The sequence below is a fragment of the Neolewinella sp. genome, assembly GCF_965214665.1.
GTDB lineage: Bacteria > Bacteroidota > Bacteroidia > Chitinophagales > Saprospiraceae > Neolewinella.
The window spans coordinates 2,400,292-2,418,068 of sequence record NZ_OZ243970.1 but is presented as its reverse complement, the minus strand read 5'-3'; the positions used below and the strand labels follow the sequence as shown (position 1 = coordinate 2,418,068).

Here is a 17,777-nt window from a genome sequence, read left to right as displayed (position 1 = left end):
AAAGTGTAATTTCCGCCCCGATGGAGTTGACAATGAAGAAGGATGGCAAGTTCGACTACCTGGAAACGGGTGGGTCGGGGGAGGTCCTGCTTTTGCTTCACGGGCTATTTGGTGGCCTGAGCAATTTCGGCGCGCAGATCGAGGCCTTTCGCGGGCGATTTAACGTAGTGCTGCCCACCCTACCCATGTTCACCCTGCCGCTGCGTAAAGTTTCGCTGGCGGGGCTGGTGGATCACCTACGTGATTTCGTGGAGTACAAGGGCTTTGACGGCGTGCACCTGATGGGAAATAGCCTAGGCGGCCACGTCGGCATCCTCTACGCGCTCGACCGTCCCGAACGCATTGCTTCCATTACCCTGGCTGGTAGCAGCGGGCTCTTCGAGAGTGCCATGGGCAACAGCTTTCCGCCGCGCGGCAACTACGACTTCATCAAAAAGAAGGTAGAGACCACCTTCTACGATCCGGCCACCTCCACGAAGGAACTGGTCGACGAGGTGTACGACACGGTGAACGACCGCAACAAGGGCCTACGGATCGTCATGACCGCCAAGTCCGCCGTGCGCCATAACCTTGCCCATAAGCTGCACAACGTTACCGCCCCCACGCTACTGGTGTGGGGCAAGCAGGATGCCATCACGCCGCCCTTCGTGGGTGAGCAGTTTCAGGAGCTCATTCCGGATGCCGAGTTGCACTTTATCGATAAGTGTGCCCACGCCCCGATGATGGAACGGCCCCGGGAGTTCAACCGCCTGCTGGGAGGATTTTTGGAGCGGGTGGGGAGCCCATCGGTTACTGCGTAAAACTCCGATATTCGCGCATGCTCCACCGCCTAGTGCTTCTCGTGTTGTTCCTAAGTGTATGCACCTGCCCCGATAGCTATCTGGGCGCCCAGGGGAGTGGGTACTATGACACGACTCAGTTTACGCAGGCCGATACGCTGCGCGGAAGCCTGCTGCCGGCCCGGGCTAACTACGATGTGACCTACTACGAACTGTACGTGGACGTGGACCCCCGCGAGCAGACCATCGAGGGGCGGGTAGAAATGGACTACACCATCACCGGACAACTGCCGATCCTACAACTAGACCTGTACGAGAATCTGCAGATCGACGGGATCACCCAGGAGGAGAAGGAGCTGCGCTTTACCCGCCAGGGCAATGCCGTGTTCGTGGAGCTGCCCCACCCGGCGGATACCGGTAGCCGGCACCGGATGACGATCCGCTACGGCGGCACGCCTACGGCGGCGAAAAATGCGCCCTGGGACGGCGGCTTCGTCTGGGCACTAGATCAACAGAACCGCTACTGGGTCGGGGTGGCCTGCGAGGGCGAGGGGGCCAGTCTTTGGTGGCCCAATAAGGACTACCTCGGCGACGAGCCCGACTCCATGCTCATCAGCGTCACCGTGCCGGAACGGATGTATGGGGCCAGCAACGGGAATCTGCGCCGGCAGGTAGAACTGAAGGGTGAGCGTAAGCGGCGCTTCGACTGGTTCGTAAGCTACCCCATCAACAACTATAACGTGTCGATCAACGTGGGGCATTATGTGCACTTCCATGACGTGTACCGTAGCTTCGATGGGGAGGAGTTGGCGCTGGACTATTATGTACTGGATTATAACCTGGCCAAGGCCAGGAAACAGTTCCAGCAGGTGACGCCGATGCTGGAGGCCTACGAGCACTACTTCGGTAAGTACCCCTTCTGGGACGATGGCTTCGCCCTCATCGAGACCCCTTATCTGGGCATGGAGCACCAGAGCGGCATCGCCTACGGCAACCGCTACATGCGGGGCTACCTGGGGGGATTGATTCCGGACGATATGGACTGGGATTACATCATCGTGCACGAGGCCGGCCACGAGTACTTCGGTAACTCGATCAGCGTGGCGGACCATGCGGAGATGTGGATCCACGAGTCGTTTACGACCTATATGGAGGCGCTCTACGTGGAGTACCACAGGGGGGCGGCCGATGCGCGGCGGTACCTGGTGACCCAGAAGAAATTTATTGAGAACCTGCGACCGATACTGGGTCCGCTGGGGGTCAACTTCACCGACTTTGGTTCTAGTGACTACTACTATAAGGGGGCCTGGATGCTGCATACGTTGCGGGGTGTGCTCAACGACGATCCGCTGTTCTTCGGCCTGCTGCGTAGCTTCTACCAGGACCACCAGTACAGTATCGTGAGTACGCAGCAGGTGATCGACTACTTCAGCGCCTACACCGAGCGGGACCTGCAGCCGTTTTTCGATCAGTACCTGAAGCATCCGGACATCCCCGCCCTACAACTGCGCGAGCAAGACGGGCAGGTCGAATACCGGCTGGCGGCGGACGTGCCGGACCTGACGATGTCCCTGGGCCTGCTGATTGACGATGAGCCGGTACGGGTGAATGCTACGCCGGACTGGCAACCGCTGGGCCGCGGGCTGGCTGTGGATCGGGTGGTGGTGGATGGGACGCGGTTTTTGGTGGACCGGCGGGTTGTTGATTAATCCTGTCCCGCTGTCACAGCAGCAACCAACTCGTTGTACCACGCCTCCCCATACTTCCGCACCAGCGCCGGCTTCACGAACTCATAAATCGCAATCCGCTCCCGCTCCCCCCGCGTACAGGCCGCCGAGCAAATATCCCAGATATCATAGTTCAGCGCCTCGAAGTGAGTGTGCGGGTTCTTCTTCACCCGCACGGGGTAGAGGTGGCAACTGATCGGTTTCTTCCAGTCAATCGCTCCATCGTTATAGGCCTGTTCGATACCGCACTGGGCCGTGCCGGTGCCGTCGAGGGTCATGTAGGCGCAGGGGCCGCCGTCGATGAGGGGGGTATCGTGGCCCTCGCCGTTTTTTGTGTAGGAGCCCTGTTCGGCGATGGCTGCCCGCCCGGCATCGGTGAGGTAGGGGGCTACGGCAGGGTAGATTTCTTCCAGGATCGGCAGCTCGTCGTCTTCCAGCGGGGCACCGTAGTCGCCCTCCCAGCAGCAGGCGCCCTTGCAGGCGGTGAGGTTGCAGGCGAACTGTTCTTCGACGACGTCGTCGCTGACTAGGATGGAGCCGATTAGGTACAGGGAGTAGGGGACTTAGGGATTGAGGGACTTAGGGACGGGGGATTTGCAAAGGTATAGCATACGCTCAATCCCTCCGTCCCTGAATCTCCCGTCCCTTATCCCTGCGTCCCTAAGTCTCCCGTCCCTTATCCCTCTGTACCTTTACCCTATGTCCACCAACCCCACGCCGCCCTGGGCCACCCTCGCCGCCGAGTTGGAGGGCGAGCTGGAGACCGATGCGCTGCACCGCATCCTCTTCGCTACCGATGCCAGCGTGTACCGGGAGCTGCCGCGGGCGGTGGTGTTCCCTAGATCGGAGGAGGATATCGTGGCCTGCGTACGCTTTGCGGGGCGGTACGGGGTGCCCATTACGCCGCGGGCGGGGGGGACTAGTCTGGCGGGGCAGGCGGTGGGCAAGGGGCTTATCGTGGACATTAGCCGGCATATGCGGCGTATCGTCGAGATCAATCCGGAGGAGGGGTACGCTATCGTTGAGCCCGGCGTGATCCGCGATCAGCTCAATGCGGCACTCAGGGAGCACGGCTACTGGTTCGGCCCCAATACCAGCACCGCCAACCGCTGTACCCTGGGCGGTATGTTCGGCAACAACAGCTGCGGAAGTACTAGCATTACGGTGGGCAGTACGCGCGAGCATACGCTGGAGGCGCGGGTGGTGCTGAGCGACGGCACCGTAGCCGATATCGGCTCTCAACCGTTGGACGGTTCTGAACCGTCCAACGGTTCGCCGGCAATTCTGGAGAACGTCCACGCCTTCCTCCACCAACACCTCACCGATCCCGCCACCCGCGACCTGGTCGCAGCCGCTTATCCCAAACCTGCCGTCACCCGCCGCAACAATGGCTACGCTCTAGACCTCCTAGCCCGGCAGGCCCCCTTTGACCCCGACGGCCCCCCACTAAATCTCTGCACCCTACTGGCCGGCTCCGAGGGCACCCTGGCCTTTACCACCCGGCTCAAGCTGCGCATCCTGCCCCTGCCATCCCGCGGTTCGGCGGTCGTGGCCCTGCACTTCGCTACGATAGATGCCAGTCTGCGCGCCACCCAGCTGGCGATGGAAACCCAGCCCTTTATGTGCGAGCTCATGGACGATACCATCCTCCACCTCGCTCTACAGAACCACGACCAGCGCAAGAACGCCGCATTCGTCGAGGGGGACCCCCGGGCGCTGCTGTTGGTCGAGTACCGCGCCGCTACGGATGAGCTCGCTCTCCAGAAAGCTACGGACCTCGGTCGCGCGATGATGGAGCCCGGAAGCCTTGCCGTGCCTGCCTATGCCGCACCCGCGCTCCCCGGCCAGTTGCAGACGGATAAAGTGTGGGCCCTACGCGCCGCCGGACTGGGCATCCTGGGCAATATCGTAGGCGACGCCAAGGCCGTAGCCTGCATCGAGGATACCGCCGTGGCCCTGCCCGATCTGGCCCACTACATCGCTGAAGTAGAGGAACTGATGCAACTGTACCAGCAGAATGCGGTCTTCTACGCCCACGCCGGAGCCGGAGAGCTGCACCTGCGACCCATCCTGAACCTGAAGAAACCGGAGGGCCGCCAGCACTTTCACGATATCACCCGCGATGTAGCCCGGCTGGTCAAAAAGTACGGTGGTAGCCTGAGCGGCGAGCACGGCGACGGGCGGGTGCGGGGGCAGTTTCTACCCGAGATGCTGGGCCCGGAGGTGTACCAGTTGCTGGTAGAACTCAAACAGGTGTGGGACCCCCGGGGCATCTTCAATCCCGGTAAGATCGTCGAGGCCCCGCCCATGAACGAGGAGCTGCGTTACGTAGCCGACGCCCCGGTGCCGAATTATGATACCACCCTCGACTTCAGTGCCGACGGGGGCCTACTCCGCAGCGCCGAAAAGTGTAATGGCTCGGGGGATTGCCGGAAACTCGAAGGTGGGGCCATGTGTCCGAGCTACCGAGCTACCCTACACGAAAGAGACAGCACCCGCGGCCGCGCCAATGTACTGCGTGAGGTCCTTACCCAGAACCAGAAAGAGAACCCCTGGAGCCACCCCGCCCTGGCTGAAGCCCTTGATCTCTGCCTGAGCTGCAAGGCCTGTACGAGCGAGTGCCCGAGTACGGTAAATATGACCGCGCTCAAGGCCGAGTACCTGCACCAGCGGCAGGAGCGGGAGGGGGTATCGCTACGCACTCGGCTGGTCGCTTCCAACGAGTGGCTGTACCGGCTAGGCGGTAAAATGCCCGGACTGGCCAATGCGCTCCTGGACCTGACCGGCCCCCTCGTGAAGCGCTTCGTGGGCATTGCGGCGGAGCGGTCGTTGCCCCGGTTTCCGGATGAGTCACTCCGCAGCTTCTTCGAGCGGGAACGGCCCACTATAGCGGGAGCCCGGGGCCGGCTCTACTTCTTTGGCGATGAGTTTGTCAACTACCAGGACGTGGAGGTGGGGCGGGCGGCCCTGCGGCTGTGGTGGCGGCTGGGCTACGAGGTGCTGTGGCCAGAGCACGCCGGTAGCGGACGGGCGCAACTTAGTAAAGGTTTACTGAAAGAAGCCCGGCGATTGGCCGCAAGAAACATCACCGTATTCGCCGAGCGGGTAGGGGAGCAGGCCCCTTTGGTGGGTTTGGAACCCTCAGCAATTCTGGGTTTCCGGGATGAGTATCCGAAGCTCTTCCGGGGTAAGCTGGCGGCGCGGACGCAGGTGCTGGGCCAGTGGGCGATGACCTTCGATGAATGGCTATTTCGGGAGTACACCGAGGGCAGGGTAGGGGCGGGGGACTTTGGGGACGGGCAACGCGAGATCGTGCTGCACGTGCACTGCCATGAGAAGGCGCTGGGGGAGGCTAGTAAATGTGCGGCGGTGCTTTCGCTGCCCAAAAACTTCAACGTGACGCTATTGGATAGCGGCTGCTGTGGGATGGCCGGTTCCTTTGGGTACGAGGCAGAGCACTATGTGGTGAGTCAACGGATTGCGGAGCAGTCGCTGTATTCAAAACTGCGGGACCGGTCGGCCGAGACGGTGATCGTGGCGACCGGCACGAGTTGTCGGCACCAGGTGAGGGATGGGTTGGGGCGGCGGGTGTGGCACTCAGCCGAGGTGTTGTGGGAGGTGGTGCATTCCCAACGTCCTACCCTAGACTGAAAAAGTTACCCGAAGAAAGTCCCGCACCTCCCGTAGCTTAGCTACATGAAGTTGCCTCTCTTCTGCTTGCTGCTTATCTGGGTAGCGGCGCGCCCAGCAGCTGCTCAGCTCCAGCCTGGTTTCGATAAGCAGAAGTATTTGGATCTGATGACGGTATCGGCCCAAGTTGGGGATTCAGCCTACCGGGCAGCACTGCCCGTCGCGGACGGCTATTCCTTCAGGTACCGCTCGCCCGTAGTGGGACTGGAGAACCTATGGGATTTGTACGTGCGAGAGGACGGGGTAGCCGTCATCAGCATCCGCGGTACCACCGAGCGCAGCGAGAGCTGGCTGGCGAACTTCTACGCAGCTATGGTGCCGGCGCGCGGTGAGCTAACCGTAAGCGATGAGTACACCTTCTCCTACCAGTTGGCCGAAGACCCCCGGGCGGCGGTGCACGTCGGCTGGCTGGTAAGTACCGCCTTCCTGAGTCGGGACATGCTGCCGAAGATCGACTCCCTGTACCAGGCGGGTATTACGGACGTGTTGATCATGGGCCACAGCCAGGGGGGAGGCATTGCCTACCTGCTCACCGCCTACCTGTATGACCTACAACGGCAGGGCCGGCTCCCCGCCGACCTGCGGTGGAAAACCTATTGTAGTGCCGGTCCTAAGCCCGGTAATTTACCTTTTGCCTACGCTTATGAGGCCATGACCCGGGGCGGCTGGGCCTTCAATGTAGTTAACTCCGCCGACTGGGTACCGGAAGCGCCGGTGACCGTACAGACGCTGGACGATTTCACCCGGCCCAATCCATTTGCTACTGCCCGGGCAACCATCAAAAAGCAAAATTTCCGCAATCGGTTAGCCCTAAACTACGCTTACAACCGCCTGTATAAACCTACCCGGCGGGCGCAGCGCAACTACCAGAAAATTCTGGGCGTATACACCTCACGCCGGGTCCGGAATCTGCTACCTGGCTTCGTTGCGCCGGCCTACTTCGTCAGCAACGACTACGTTCGCACGGGTACGACCATTACCCTGCTGGCCGACTCTACCTACTACGCCTGGAATACCCGAGACACTAACTTTATCTTCGCACACCATTTTCATGCTCCCTACATCTACTTAGCCGAACGGCTACCGGACGAATTAGGCTACCCACCTACCGCTGCTATGCAAACCGAAAAGACCGTTTACGGTACCAACTGGGAGCTTGAGTACCTCTCGGGACCCCGAATCGCCTTCACGGGCCTATTTCCTGACCAGCGGCCACGCATCACCTTCGATCCGACGACGAAGTTGGTGCAGGGCAATAGTGGTTGCAATGGCTACTCTGCCCCCTATAAGCTCGCTGGCGACACCCTCACCTTTGGCGAGCCCGGACCTACTACCATGATGTACTGCGGGGAAGGGGAGGGCTTCTTCCTACGCACTCTACGGCAAATCGAAACCTACCACGTCGATGAAAATGGAAACTTGCTTCTCCTGGTAGACGACGTGCCAATGATGCGGTTCGTCCCGATTGACTAACTACCTAATCGAACACTCAGCCAAGCTGTTATTTCATGAAACCGATCTATCCCTTCGCTCTCTATGTGTTGGCTACCGCCTGTACCTCGACCCCCCAGAAGACGGGCGCGGCCGTAGCGGGCTGCTACACTTACGCGGAAAATAATAGTCGTGTAGCGGCCGAACTCGAAACCCACGATCAGACCGTAGAAGGTACCCTCACGTACGACCTCTACCAGAAGGACCGAAATCAGGGCACCTTTAACGGCATACTCCACGGTGATACCCTAATAGGGGTATACACGTTTCAGTCCGAAGGACGGACGAGTAAGCGGGAGGTGGCCTTTCTCCGTCAGGGAGAACAGCTACGGGAGGGATACGGTGATTCGGACTTAGTAGGTGATGTGCAACGCTTTAGCTCACCGAATGAGCTGGTGTTCGGACAGGGCGTTGTGCTTGCCAGAGTGCCCTGTGAGGATTAGATACACTACCAACGGAGATGTGATGGGGGAGTTCTACCGCAACCGATAAGCAAATAACAGACTCACCGTATGCAAGGAAGTATACCGGTACAGGCTGGTCTGAATGAGGTTCTGCGCCGTGGTATACTGTAGTTCTAATTGATAGCGATCGAAAAGCAGCAGCCCACCACTTACCTGATAGGCTCCGTTACTGCCGGACACCGATGGCGTACGTGGCGCAAAAGCGCCCCCCCGCGGCATAGTGACCGTAGAATAAAAAGGGAACTGGTACATCGCGGCCGCACCAAGAAACAGCGAAGTCTCTCGGCCCAGTCCGATGTGCCGACGAAAGCCCCCAACCAGTGCTACAGATTGGTAGTCGAAAATCAATTCATTTTCGGCAACGGTCTGGTGCTGGATACGGTGGTAGTAGGCTTCGGCAACCAGCGCCCAGCGGCGGTTGGCGAAGGGAAGAGTGACCACCGCTTCGAGACCTAGACGGGGAGCAGTAATCGGTTCGACCCCGTACCGTAGCACTCCGGCACCCCTTTCGTGAAGGCCCTTACCGGCCAGACGCTCCACACCCACCTTAGCGGCGAAGCGTACCCGGGGACGGTGCTCGAAGCGTTCGTACCGCACGACCGCCGCGCCCCGACAGTGGTTGTAGTCCGTGAAGAAGTCGACCAGAGAGTTTTTCCGGTAGTGTACACGCAGTAGATCCGCGCGCTCGACCCCACAGCTTACCTTTTGCTGCAGTTGGGACCGAAAGTTGTTGGTGTTGTCTACGATCCTGGTACCGTTCAGATATTCCCGGCTGATCAGCTCCTGCGGTGTCGACTCCCCCGATCGGTATAGAAAATATCGGCGGTTACCATTTTCGTAATAGAATAGGTCGGCCTCCCCGTCGACTAGGTACTGGAGAAATACGGTACTGCGCCTGAATTCCGGCTTAGGTGATTCACTAAGGAACCTGGTGCGCACGTCGGAACCGTCGAGATCGACCGTGAAGCGGCGGTACCGCAACCCTCCTTCCACAAAGCCGAACTCCTTGACGGTGGTCAGGTCGCCGTAGCGTACCTGTTCGGTGCCCGGTAGGCGATAGCGAAATTTAGTAGGATTACTGGGCCAGTCCCTATGCAAAATACTGACTTCCACGCGCTCATCGGAAGTAGTGATGAGATAGCCGTCTCGGTAGCCCGACTGCGCGTTTACCGCAGCAAAACTGAGGACCAAGAAAAGTAAGGAACTGAAGGAATGATATAGGCTGCTAACGGATGCAGTTAGCGACTGCGGCACTGCTTTAGAACACATGAGTAATAACACTATGTAGAGGGGTTTGCATAGAAACCCTTGCTTAAGCTGACCTAGTGTAGCTAGCTGGATCAATAACACTTAAGCTCCCCCTGCGCTTTACTGCCCCTCACCCCACGCTCCGGTAAAACTCCAACAACCGCCCCGACACCCGGTGCGGATAAAACCGCGGCTCCACCCCGTATTCATTGATGTAAATGCCCGGCTCCGGCCGCTCGTCCACCCACTTACCGATCAGCGCCGGGTCGATGTGGTCGGGGAGGGCGGCTTCGATCTTGGGACGCGCCTCCGCCCATACCTCCCCCATGTGGGCACGGAGTAGGCGGATAATCACAAGGTCGTCGGGGGCGTACTTAGGCATAGTCAGCTTCCAATAGAGGTGCAAATGTAGTCCGGAATAATCCCAGATGACTCGATCTCCAGTTCCGCGCTATCCGGGCGGGTATTGCCGCTGAGTACCAGCACCGTTGCCACGCCGAAGGTATTGCCCCCCAGGATATCGGTATGCAGGGTATCGCCCACCATCAGGATGTCACCCGGGCTTACCCCCGGCAACTGCGCCGCCACGCTGTCTAGCCCCATCTGAAACATCTGCGAGGTCGGTTTGCCAAACTTCACGAAGCGCCGGCCCAGCACGTACTCCGCCAATTTGGCGATACTACCCGTGGCCAGGGCCACCTCATTGGCGGCCACAGGGTACAGTAGGTCGGTATTGGCCACCACCACCGGTACCCGACAGCGGCGCAGCAGGTTGATGACCCGATTGACGTCCGTATTCATATCGTAGCCCTCATCATCCAGAAAGGCTACGGCGCGGATCTCCTCCAGCCGCTCGAAGTTCACCTCCGCCATTGGTATGGCCTCCAGCCCCGCCCCGATGATGTAGTCGGCCGAGGCGCGGGTGCCGAGGTAGGCCACCTTACCGGCTTTGACCTTCTGCTCCAGGAAGTGCCGGGTGGTGGCCCCACTGGTGATGATCTCACTAGCAGGAATACCGGGCAGTCCGTAGTGGGCGAGCCGCTCGGCCGCTGCCGCCGGGTTACGGGCCGCGTTATTCGTCAGCACCCGGATGTGCTTGCCCACACTGCGTAAGTGCGTAATGGTCTCTACCGCGCCGGGAATAAGCCCCCGGTGGTTGCGTAGCACGCCGTAGCTGTCGAAGAAGATGACCGGATAGTCCGCTGCTATATCCAAAAATGACCGTCGCTTCATGGGGCTAAAGATGCAAGGTCTGTAGCATGCGCTCGGCGGTAAAGCGCTCGTCCAGCGTGGGCAGGTGCAGGGTGAGTACATCGTGGGCTAGCTTACTCGCGATCTTGGGGCGAAAAAAAAAGCGTCCTAGCCGCAACACGTAGTTCAGCAGAAAAAAGCGGTAGGCCTCCTTCAGGAACAGCACCTCCGGCCGCGTCAGGGGAAAGACCTCGTGGTAGGCTTCCAGAAACAGCAGGAAACGATCTTCCAGCAGCCGATCCACCTCGTAGGTGAAGACCGTTTTGTCCCCCACCTCGCTCACTACTCTACTTAAGAAATAGAAGTCCGCCACCCGCGTCGAGAGCCGAAACCAGTCGTAATCCCAGCGGCTACTCAGCCGCCCGTCGTCGTCGAGGCTGAAGTTGCCGACGTTCCAGTCTACGAACACCGGAATCTTCGTGAATCCGTACACATTGATCCGAAAAGTGTTCTCCAGGAACAGCCGGCAGTGGTGCTCGATGAGGTCCACATACTCCGGGTATTCCGTACGGGCGGTGCCCAGCAGCGCATTGACGTCAGTGGTCATGTTGCGGTCGCTGCGGGGCAGGGTCTCAGTCACCAGCGTACAGTCGTAGTGAAAGCGGGCCATCTCCCGACCTAGGTTACGTACCTGATCATCGGTGAGGCGGCGCGGCGCATTTTCCCGCTCGTAGATCGGCCGGTAAAACACGATCCAGGCATCCTGCTCCGCATCGATGTAGCGGTGGAAGAAGATCTGATTCCCCTTCATCAGCGCCCGGCTCAGCAGTCCGGCATAGCGTACCGGCAGATTATTGGCCAGCACATTGATAATTACGTGGTCCTCGGCAAAGGCCTCGTAGGAGCCGAAGAAAGTCACCTTGGCGATCAGGGTATTGCCGTCGGCCATCCCGAGTTTATAGACGTGATTGGTCGATACCTGGGCGCTGATGTCGGCGATGGTAGCGATCTCACGCGTGTGGTCGTAAGCGCGCCAGGCGTAGCGTAGGATGTTCTGGTAGTTCTTCATGGTGGGGGCGGTCAGGCCAGCTCAAAGTAACGGCGCCGCTCCCAGTCGGTGACCGCCCGCTGGTACTGCTGCCACTCCCACTGCCGGCTGCGTAGCAGGTGTGTAACAAAATCGTCCCCTAATAAACTGGCTAGGAGCGGTTCGATTTGCATGGCACCCGCGCCCTCGCCCAGATCCGCCGGGAGAATTTGACCCACAGACTGCTCGTACGCACTACCCTGCACCGGGGGCAGCTCCAGGGGAAGCGCGTGTTCGATGCCGTAAAGCCCCGCGGCCAGGGCAGCGGCCATGACCAGATAGGGGTTGGCATCCGCACCGGGTACCCGGAGTTCTAGGCGGGAGGACGCCGGCTCACCGGGCAGAAAGCGCAGCGCGCAGGTGCGGTTGTCAATGCCCCAATTGGCCCGTACCGCGGCCCAGGAGCCGGGTACGTAGCGCTTGTAACTATTGACGAAGGGGGCAAAGAAGGGCATGAGCGCCGGTAGCAGGCGTAACTGCCCCGCCAGGTATTGCTCCCCCTCCGGGCTCATGCCGTAGCGGCGGGCCGGATCGTGGAACAGGTTGACGCCGTCACGCCAGATCGACTGGTGCAGGTGGCCCCCGCAACCCGGCAGGTCAGCGGTGGGCTTTGCCATGAAGCTGGCGACCAAGCCGTGGCGGTAACTCACCTGCTTGACGGTCTCCTTGAATACGATGGCCCGGTCGGCCGCCTCCAGCGGGGGCTGGTAGACTAGTGCCGCCTCCAGGGCACCGGGGCCGGTCTCGGTGTGGTAGCCCTCCAGCGGCACGCCGACCGCGGTGAGCTGGGTGGCCAGGTCGTGCCAGAACGTGGTGTGCTGACCGGTACGTAGGGAGGAGTAGCCGAACATGCCGGGGCTGAGCGGCGTGAGGTGACGGTAGTTCTTCCGCTCCAGACTGGCCGGCGTTTCCCGGTAGGCGAACCACTCGTACTCGGGGCCGAACTGGGCCTGTAGCCCCATGGCTTCGGCACGGGCTAGGATACGTAGTAACAGACTACGGGGGCAGGCTGCGGCGGCCGGCCCGGTATCACCGCGTAGATCGGCCAGCAGCAGGGGGGTATCGTTCTCCCAGGGCAGGGTACGGCCGCTGCCGAGATCGATGGTGATGCGGGCATCGGCAAAACCGGGGTCGGGGAGGGGTGGGCCGTAGACGGTGTCCTGCACGTCCCAGCCGAAGATGACGTTGCAGAAGCCGCTACCGGCCTTACTGGCAGACTGCAATTTCTCGCGGCTTAGGTACTTAGTACGTAGCACGCCGTCGAGGTCGGTGACGCCTACCTTGACGAAGGGGGCCGGGTGGTCAGCAAGTTCTTTGGGACTGAGTCGCACGACTTACTTGTTAGAATACACCCGGTAGCCCCAGGGCTCCAGCTCTACCGACATCTCTTCGGAAAGCCCTTTTTGCTCGCCGCTGAAGACCTCCGTATAGTCGCCCACGAAGTTTCCATCTTCAAGCATCACGTTCTGTGGCTCACCGCTGAGGTTAATCATCACGGCTACCTTATCACCGTCCTTCTCACGGGTGAAGGCGTAGACCATCTCGTCGTTGCTGGTTTCGATCTTTTCGAGTTCACCGCCGGCCTCGCCGTTCCAGAGGGCGCGGTTGCGCTCCTTGAGGTCGAAAAGGGTTTTGTAGAAGTCAGCGTACTTGTAGTCGCCCCACTCGATCTGGTCCTTCTCGAAGAACTCGTACTGCCGGTCTACGGCCGATTCCTGCCCAGTATAGATCAGCGGCATACCATCGAAGGTAGCGGTGAGCACCGCGAAGGCTTGCGCGCCGTCGCCGAAGCGCTGGAATTCCGTACCCGCCCAGGCATTCTCGTCGTGGTTGCTGGTGAACTGCATCTTGTAGCCCCGGTCGTAGCGTTCTTCCTGGCGTTCGAGCACCTCGTCGATGGCCAGGGCCGTGACGTTATCCTGTGCTTCCCCCTCAGAGCGGGCGATATTGCTCAAATCGGCCTCCACTTCACGGTTGGCACCGCGGGCCTTGGCAATTTCGTTGAGGGTGTGGTGCATCTCCCAGCCGTAGTCCATGATGAATGCCCCGTCGTTGACGATGGCGGGTATTTCCCCCTCGCTGAGCATAAACAGCGGCTCGAGGTCGTAGAGGCTATCGGCGGCCTGTTCCCAGAAGTCGACCGGTACGCCGTGGGCCACGTCAACGCGAAAGCCGTCCACGCCCATGTCCGTCACCCAATACTTCATGGCGGCGATCATGCTGTCGCGCATCTCCGTGTTGTCGTAGTTGAGGTCGGCCACGTCGGTCCAGCCCCAGCTCTCTCCGGTGTCGGGATTGATGGGGTCGGTGATCTGGCCGTCTTTCTTGGTGTAAAAGTCCGGGTGCTGCTCGATCCAGGGATTGTCCCAGCCGGTATGGTTTGGCACCCAGTCGATGATGAGGTGCATACCGGCGTCGTGGATGGCCTCGACCAGTTGCCTAAAATCTTCCTTCGTACCAAAATCGGGGTTCACCTCCCGGTAGTCGGCCACGGCGTAGGGGCTGCCCAGCGTTCCCTTCCGATTCTTTTTGCTCACCGGGTGAATGGGCATGAACCAGAGCAGGTCGACGCCCATTTCCTGCAGCCGCGGCAGGTGCTCCTGGAAGGCGGCGAAGGTGCCCTCGGGGGTGTATATGCGGGTATTGACCTCGTAGATGACAGCGTCTTTCTGCCAGTCGGGTACGTTCGGCTTTACGGCCAGCTCGGTACTATCCTCGCCGGAGGGGGTCACAATCGCGGTATCGTCCACCCGCCGCTCGCAGGCGCAAAGGGTGAATAGTACGAACAGGGTGCAAAGACGATAGAGCATGATCGGTAGGTTAGTGTAAGGGCAAACAAGGTTCGGGCGGGGAGGTTGGGCGGGGCCGCAGGTGCAAGCCGGGTTGTACCTTCGCCCGCCAAAGTTCGACCCTATGGCTACCTCCGCCACTATGCGCGTGCTGCACCGCTATCTCGGATTCTTTCTGGCTGGTATCATGGCCGTGTACGCCATCAGCGGCGTGGTGCTCATCTTTCGTAATACCGACTTTCTGAAGCGGGAGGTGGTCCGCGAGCGTACCGTGGCCAAAGACCTGAGCCCCGAGGAGGCGGGGAAGGTACTACAGGTCAAAAACTTCGCCGTGGAGCGTAGCGAGGGCGGCACGATCTACTTCGCCGGCGGCAGCTACGACGCCGCCACCGGAGCTGCCGTGGTGACCACCAGGGAGCTGCCCTACGTCCTGAATAAGATGGCCCACCTGCACAAGGCCAACACCAAGGACCCGCTGTACTACTTCAACATCAGCTTTGGGGTAGCGCTGCTCTTCTTCGTGGTTTCGGCCTTCTGGATGTTTATGCCCGGTAGCCGCATACTGCGTAAGGGGCTGCTCTTTTCGGCGGCGGGCATCGTGCTGACGCTGATCCTCCTATTCGTGTGACCGCGAAACAATTAGCCCACGGCCCACGGTTCTATGCGGGACATGGGTGAACTCCTAGATTTCTTCCTGCACATCGACGTCAGCCTGCGGGAGGCCGCACTGGCCTACCCGGTAGCGACCTACGGACTACTTTTTGCGGTGATCTACACCGAGACGGCCTTTTTTCCCCTGGCTCCCTTTTTTCCGGGCGACGGGCTGTTGTTTGCGGTAGGCGTGCTGGCGGCGGGCGGACTTATCCACCCCTTGATTATCATCGCACTATTGATCGTAGCGGCATCTCTCGGCGCCTGGACGGGCTACCGCCTCGGGCGGCAGTTCGGTGCGGCTATGTTCAAACGCTTCGAGTGGCTGGATAAGCGGGCCTATACCCGTTCGCATGCCTTCTACCGCAAGTTCGGCGCTACGGCACTGATCACCTCCCGCTTTCTACCCATCGTCAAGGCGCTGGTGCCCTTCGTGGCCGGGGTAGCCAAGATGGAGCGGGTGCGCTTCGCCCGTTACAATGTGCTAAGTGCGTGCCTCTGGGTGGCCTCGCTGGTGAGTGTAGGCTACTTCCTCGGCAACGTACCCTTCATTCGCGACCATACGGGGTTGCTAGTGATTGGGCTGGCGGCGGTGTTTATTACGGGGCTGGGGATCACGGTGGTGACTAAGCTTGTACGGGGGCGTCAGGTGAGTTGATTTAGGACATCAATATTACAAACTACTACGATGACTGCATTCCAGGAAATTAGTGAACGGGTCTTTGCGCTGACCGAGGTAGAAAAGCTTAAGTTGATCAGTAGTCTACTGAATCAGACCCATCCCGTCGAGCGAACGAACAGTGGAATCGTCAAAACCGCAGATGTTTGCGGGGGCAGTGCCCGGGTGGAAAATACCCGAATACCGGTCAGAAGTATCGTGGAGGCAAAGCTCATGAATTTGAGTGATGGTCGAATACTTGAATCGTATCCAACGCTCAGCGCCCGCGATATTGAAAACGCTTTAGTGTACTACGCCCGTCATCGTACCGAGATTGAGGACGAATTGAAGGAGGAAGCCGAGTTATGACTCCCCCCTTATTCGCAGATGAGAATTTTGACTTTCCGGTAGTTCAGGGCTTGATCGAACTTGGATACGATGTCATCACGATGGTCGATCTTAACGCGGCCAATCGGGGGTTATCCGATGACCTGGTGCTACGCATGGCGACGGACCTCGATCGCGCAGTCCTGACGATCAATCGCCGGGATTTCATACGCCTGCACCGGAAAGACAATCGCCATGCCGGAATCATCGCCTGTACGAGAAATCCTAACGTGCCAGCGTTTGTAAAAGCCATCGATCAGGTCCTACGGGACACCGATGACTGTAGTGGTCGACTGTTGAGAGTCTACCGGCCCGATAAGTAGGGAGGTTCACCAAACTATCCCCGTTTAGCTAGGGTCTGTGCCTTCATCTGCTTCTCAGCACCGCTTGTTTCTTCTCCCTGGTGCTGGTGCCCTTCACCCGTAGTCATACAGGGCTGCTGGTGATTGGGCTGGCGGCGGTGTTTGTAGCGGGGCTGAGCGCACCGCATAGACGGCTACTCTTCCGTAATGACCTGATCGGAGGGTGGGAGTAGATCCAGCACGGTAAAACTTCCACCAAAGGGGCTCTCAAACTGCTCCTGTTCTCCGTAGATGGTGGTACGTCGGTAATCCCCCACGGTAGTATCCGGATCGAGGTGTACTTCTACCTGACGGTGCTGTAGATTGATGATCCAGTATTCGGCGATGCCTGCAAGGGCGTAGCTGCGTAACTTATCTCCCCGGTCGTAAATGAGTGTTTTTTGGGAAATCTCAACCAGTAGCAAGATATCGTCCTGTTTAGGATGGCCCACCGCTTTCCCGTATACTTTTCGTCTGGCGATGACAAAGTCTGGTTCCGGTTCGGATTGATTGGGAAGCGTTACGGGGTCTTGAGCGCGGTAGGTATACTGCTTGCCGAAGCGATCATAACTAAGTTCATAAAGTTGACTCAGGCATACGGCATGGGGCTCACCGGTAGGCATCTTAGGGATTAAATGGCCAAATAAAAGTTCTACCCTATCCTCGGTAGTCAGTACGCCGCATTCAATTGCGTTGTGATAACGCTCCAGCGTCCAGAGCAGGGGGCGGGCCTCCGCTGGTGCCGTGGTGACTCGAAAAAGCTCCCCTCTAGTAATCGGCGTAGTCATGGGGTGAAGATAAGCAATGTAGCAGGTGACCGGCAAAGGAACCAACCAGTCTGGTGCTGCACCCGCTAAGGTTTGCTTATACACCGGCTAACCTTTCCGGCCGACGGGCGTTCCGGAAAAGATGCGCTGGCAAATCATCCTCTTCGCCGCTTACCTCTTCTCCCTGGCCCTGGTGCCCTGTGGAGATGCGGAGGCGGTGATGGCCAATGATTCGCCCGCCCTGCTGCATGAGGACAGCCCCGATCACGAGCACCGGGACTCGGATCACCGGGACCACTGCACCCCGTTCTGCATCTGCAGCTGTTGCAGCGTGGTGGTGGGGACACCGCCGGCCATTGCCGCTTTCTTCCCTGTGCCAGCGCCCGTGCCCCCGATCGGCAAGACCGTGCCCTCGTTCAGCCGAAATTGGACGCCGCTGCTGTCCGCCGACGCTTCCTGGCAGCCTCCCCGAGCTTAGTTAAACCGCCCCCTATGGGATAGGTCCGC

At 59.6% G+C, this 17,777-nt stretch carries 18 protein-coding genes; 10 read left to right on the top strand and 8 right to left on the bottom strand.

Annotation, left to right across the window (positions count from 1 at the left end; genetic code table 11):
* The first annotated feature begins 20 nt into the window (after positions 1 to 20).
* Together ACOOHD_RS10485 and ACOOHD_RS10480 are read left to right on the top strand one after the other, a co-directional pair.
* Positions 21 to 800 carry an alpha/beta fold hydrolase gene (locus ACOOHD_RS10485; protein WP_420457827.1) on the top strand — a complete coding sequence of 260 codons (780 nt, stop codon included), beginning with the start codon at positions 21 to 23 and terminating at the stop codon, positions 798 to 800.
* Positions 801 to 817: 17 nt separating this feature from the next.
* Positions 818 to 2,488 carry a M1 family metallopeptidase gene (locus tag ACOOHD_RS10480; protein WP_420457826.1) on the top strand — a complete coding sequence of 557 codons (1,671 nt, stop codon included), beginning with the start codon at positions 818 to 820 and terminating at the stop codon, positions 2,486 to 2,488.
* On the opposite strand, the gene ACOOHD_RS10475 is transcribed toward ACOOHD_RS10480, so the two are convergent.
* Entirely contained in the window at positions 2,485 to 3,039 is a 555-nt protein-coding gene (locus ACOOHD_RS10475) for a DUF3109 family protein (RefSeq protein WP_420461425.1), read from the bottom strand. The two genes, ACOOHD_RS10480 and ACOOHD_RS10475, sit on opposite strands and share 4 nt — an antisense overlap.
* Before the next feature lie 166 nt (positions 3,040 to 3,205).
* On the opposite strand from ACOOHD_RS10475, the gene ACOOHD_RS10470 reads away from it, so the two are divergent.
* Genes ACOOHD_RS10470 through ACOOHD_RS10460 form a run of 3 tightly spaced genes read left to right on the top strand, consistent with a single transcriptional unit; the run spans position 3,206 to position 8,130 of the window.
* A complete protein-coding gene (locus tag ACOOHD_RS10470; RefSeq protein ID WP_420457825.1) occupies positions 3,206 to 6,157 on the top strand; it encodes an FAD-binding and (Fe-S)-binding domain-containing protein in 2,952 nt (983 codons plus the stop codon).
* A 45-nt stretch (positions 6,158 to 6,202) separates the two neighbouring features.
* Positions 6,203 to 7,669, top strand: coding sequence for a lipase family protein (locus tag ACOOHD_RS10465; protein WP_420457824.1), 1,467 nt, complete (start codon positions 6,203 to 6,205; stop codon positions 7,667 to 7,669).
* Positions 7,670 to 7,704: 35 nt separating this feature from the next.
* Complete coding sequence (locus tag ACOOHD_RS10460; RefSeq protein ID WP_420457823.1) at positions 7,705 to 8,130, top strand: hypothetical protein; 426 nt, start codon at positions 7,705 to 7,707, stop codon at positions 8,128 to 8,130.
* Between the two features lie 33 nt (positions 8,131 to 8,163).
* On the opposite strand, the gene ACOOHD_RS10455 is transcribed toward ACOOHD_RS10460, so the two are convergent.
* The 6 genes from ACOOHD_RS10455 to ACOOHD_RS10430 all read right to left on the bottom strand — a co-directional run bounded on the left by ACOOHD_RS10455 (position 8,164) and on the right by ACOOHD_RS10430 (position 14,487).
* Positions 8,164 to 9,342: a hypothetical protein gene (locus ACOOHD_RS10455; RefSeq protein WP_420457822.1), complete on the bottom strand. Its 1,179-nt coding sequence runs from the start codon at positions 9,340 to 9,342 to the stop codon at positions 8,164 to 8,166.
* Between the two features lie 187 nt (positions 9,343 to 9,529).
* Entirely contained in the window at positions 9,530 to 9,781 is a 252-nt protein-coding gene (locus ACOOHD_RS10450; RefSeq protein WP_420457821.1) for a hypothetical protein, read from the bottom strand.
* Positions 9,782 to 9,783: 2 nt separating this feature from the next.
* Positions 9,784 to 10,632, bottom strand: coding sequence for an HAD-IIA family hydrolase (locus tag ACOOHD_RS10445; RefSeq protein WP_420457820.1), 849 nt, complete (start codon positions 10,630 to 10,632; stop codon positions 9,784 to 9,786).
* 4 nt (positions 10,633 to 10,636) lie between these two features.
* Positions 10,637 to 11,659 carry a hypothetical protein gene (locus ACOOHD_RS10440; RefSeq protein ID WP_420457819.1) on the bottom strand — a complete coding sequence of 341 codons (1,023 nt, stop codon included), beginning with the start codon at positions 11,657 to 11,659 and terminating at the stop codon, positions 10,637 to 10,639.
* An 11-nt stretch (positions 11,660 to 11,670) separates the two neighbouring features.
* Positions 11,671 to 13,008 carry a glutamine synthetase family protein gene (locus ACOOHD_RS10435; RefSeq protein ID WP_420457818.1) on the bottom strand — a complete coding sequence of 446 codons (1,338 nt, stop codon included), beginning with the start codon at positions 13,006 to 13,008 and terminating at the stop codon, positions 11,671 to 11,673.
* Positions 13,009 to 13,011: 3 nt separating this feature from the next.
* A complete protein-coding gene (locus ACOOHD_RS10430; protein WP_420457817.1) occupies positions 13,012 to 14,487 on the bottom strand; it encodes an alpha-amylase family glycosyl hydrolase in 1,476 nt (491 codons plus the stop codon).
* A gap of 103 nt (positions 14,488 to 14,590) precedes the next feature.
* On the opposite strand from ACOOHD_RS10430, the gene ACOOHD_RS10425 reads away from it, so the two are divergent.
* From ACOOHD_RS10425 to ACOOHD_RS10410, 4 genes are read left to right on the top strand one after another with little or no spacing between them, the layout of a single operon-like run.
* Positions 14,591 to 15,094, top strand: coding sequence for a hypothetical protein (locus ACOOHD_RS10425; RefSeq protein ID WP_420457816.1), 504 nt, complete (start codon positions 14,591 to 14,593; stop codon positions 15,092 to 15,094).
* Between the two features lie 42 nt (positions 15,095 to 15,136).
* A complete protein-coding gene (locus ACOOHD_RS10420) occupies positions 15,137 to 15,775 on the top strand; it encodes a VTT domain-containing protein (protein WP_420457815.1) in 639 nt (212 codons plus the stop codon).
* A 30-nt stretch (positions 15,776 to 15,805) separates the two neighbouring features.
* Entirely contained in the window at positions 15,806 to 16,144 is a 339-nt protein-coding gene (locus ACOOHD_RS10415; protein ID WP_420457814.1) for a DUF433 domain-containing protein, read from the top strand.
* The gene (locus ACOOHD_RS10410) at positions 16,141 to 16,485 is read left to right on the top strand and encodes a DUF5615 family PIN-like protein (RefSeq protein ID WP_420457813.1); all 345 of its coding nucleotides are present in this window, start codon (positions 16,141 to 16,143) and stop codon (positions 16,483 to 16,485) included. The genes ACOOHD_RS10415 and ACOOHD_RS10410 overlap by 4 nt, the downstream gene beginning before the upstream one ends.
* 173 nt (positions 16,486 to 16,658) lie before the next feature.
* Here the strand turns inward: ACOOHD_RS10410 and ACOOHD_RS10405 are convergent, their stop codons facing one another.
* Entirely contained in the window at positions 16,659 to 17,291 is a 633-nt protein-coding gene (locus ACOOHD_RS10405; RefSeq protein WP_420457812.1) for a Uma2 family endonuclease, read from the bottom strand.
* Between the two features lie 121 nt (positions 17,292 to 17,412).
* Here ACOOHD_RS10405 and ACOOHD_RS10400 point away from each other — a divergent pair, with 121 nt between their 5' ends.
* Positions 17,413 to 17,748 (top strand): DUF6660 family protein, encoded by a 336-nt coding sequence (locus ACOOHD_RS10400; RefSeq protein ID WP_420457811.1) that lies wholly within the window; start codon positions 17,413 to 17,415, stop codon positions 17,746 to 17,748.
* Positions 17,749 to 17,777: the final 29 nt, after the last annotated feature.

What these genes read in the sequence shown, in the direction of transcription:
- ACOOHD_RS10470 (WP_420457825.1), top strand. Translation starts at nt 3,206, where the DNA reads ATGTCCACCAACCCCACGCCGCCCTGGGCCACCCTCGCCGCCGAGTTG.
- ACOOHD_RS10400 (WP_420457811.1), top strand. Translation starts at nt 17,413, where the DNA reads ATGCGCTGGCAAATCATCCTCTTCGCCGCTTACCTCTTCTCCCTGGCC.
- ACOOHD_RS10430 (WP_420457817.1), bottom strand. Translation starts at nt 14,487, where the DNA reads ATGCTCTATCGTCTTTGCACCCTGTTCGTACTATTCACCCTTTGCGCC.
- ACOOHD_RS10445 (WP_420457820.1), bottom strand. Translation starts at nt 10,632, where the DNA reads ATGAAGCGACGGTCATTTTTGGATATAGCAGCGGACTATCCGGTCATC.
- ACOOHD_RS10420 (WP_420457815.1), top strand. Translation starts at nt 15,137, where the DNA reads ATGGGTGAACTCCTAGATTTCTTCCTGCACATCGACGTCAGCCTGCGG.
- ACOOHD_RS10460 (WP_420457823.1), top strand. Translation starts at nt 7,705, where the DNA reads ATGAAACCGATCTATCCCTTCGCTCTCTATGTGTTGGCTACCGCCTGT.
- ACOOHD_RS10425 (WP_420457816.1), top strand. Translation starts at nt 14,591, where the DNA reads ATGGCTACCTCCGCCACTATGCGCGTGCTGCACCGCTATCTCGGATTC.
- ACOOHD_RS10415 (WP_420457814.1), top strand. Translation starts at nt 15,806, where the DNA reads ATGACTGCATTCCAGGAAATTAGTGAACGGGTCTTTGCGCTGACCGAG.
- ACOOHD_RS10485 (WP_420457827.1), top strand. Translation starts at nt 21, where the DNA reads ATGGAGTTGACAATGAAGAAGGATGGCAAGTTCGACTACCTGGAAACG.
- ACOOHD_RS10410 (WP_420457813.1), top strand. Translation starts at nt 16,141, where the DNA reads ATGACTCCCCCCTTATTCGCAGATGAGAATTTTGACTTTCCGGTAGTT.
- ACOOHD_RS10465 (WP_420457824.1), top strand. Translation starts at nt 6,203, where the DNA reads ATGAAGTTGCCTCTCTTCTGCTTGCTGCTTATCTGGGTAGCGGCGCGC.
- ACOOHD_RS10450 (WP_420457821.1), bottom strand. Translation starts at nt 9,781, where the DNA reads ATGCCTAAGTACGCCCCCGACGACCTTGTGATTATCCGCCTACTCCGT.
- ACOOHD_RS10480 (WP_420457826.1), top strand. Translation starts at nt 818, where the DNA reads ATGCTCCACCGCCTAGTGCTTCTCGTGTTGTTCCTAAGTGTATGCACC.
- ACOOHD_RS10405 (WP_420457812.1), bottom strand. Translation starts at nt 17,291, where the DNA reads ATGACTACGCCGATTACTAGAGGGGAGCTTTTTCGAGTCACCACGGCA.
- ACOOHD_RS10440 (WP_420457819.1), bottom strand. Translation starts at nt 11,659, where the DNA reads ATGAAGAACTACCAGAACATCCTACGCTACGCCTGGCGCGCTTACGAC.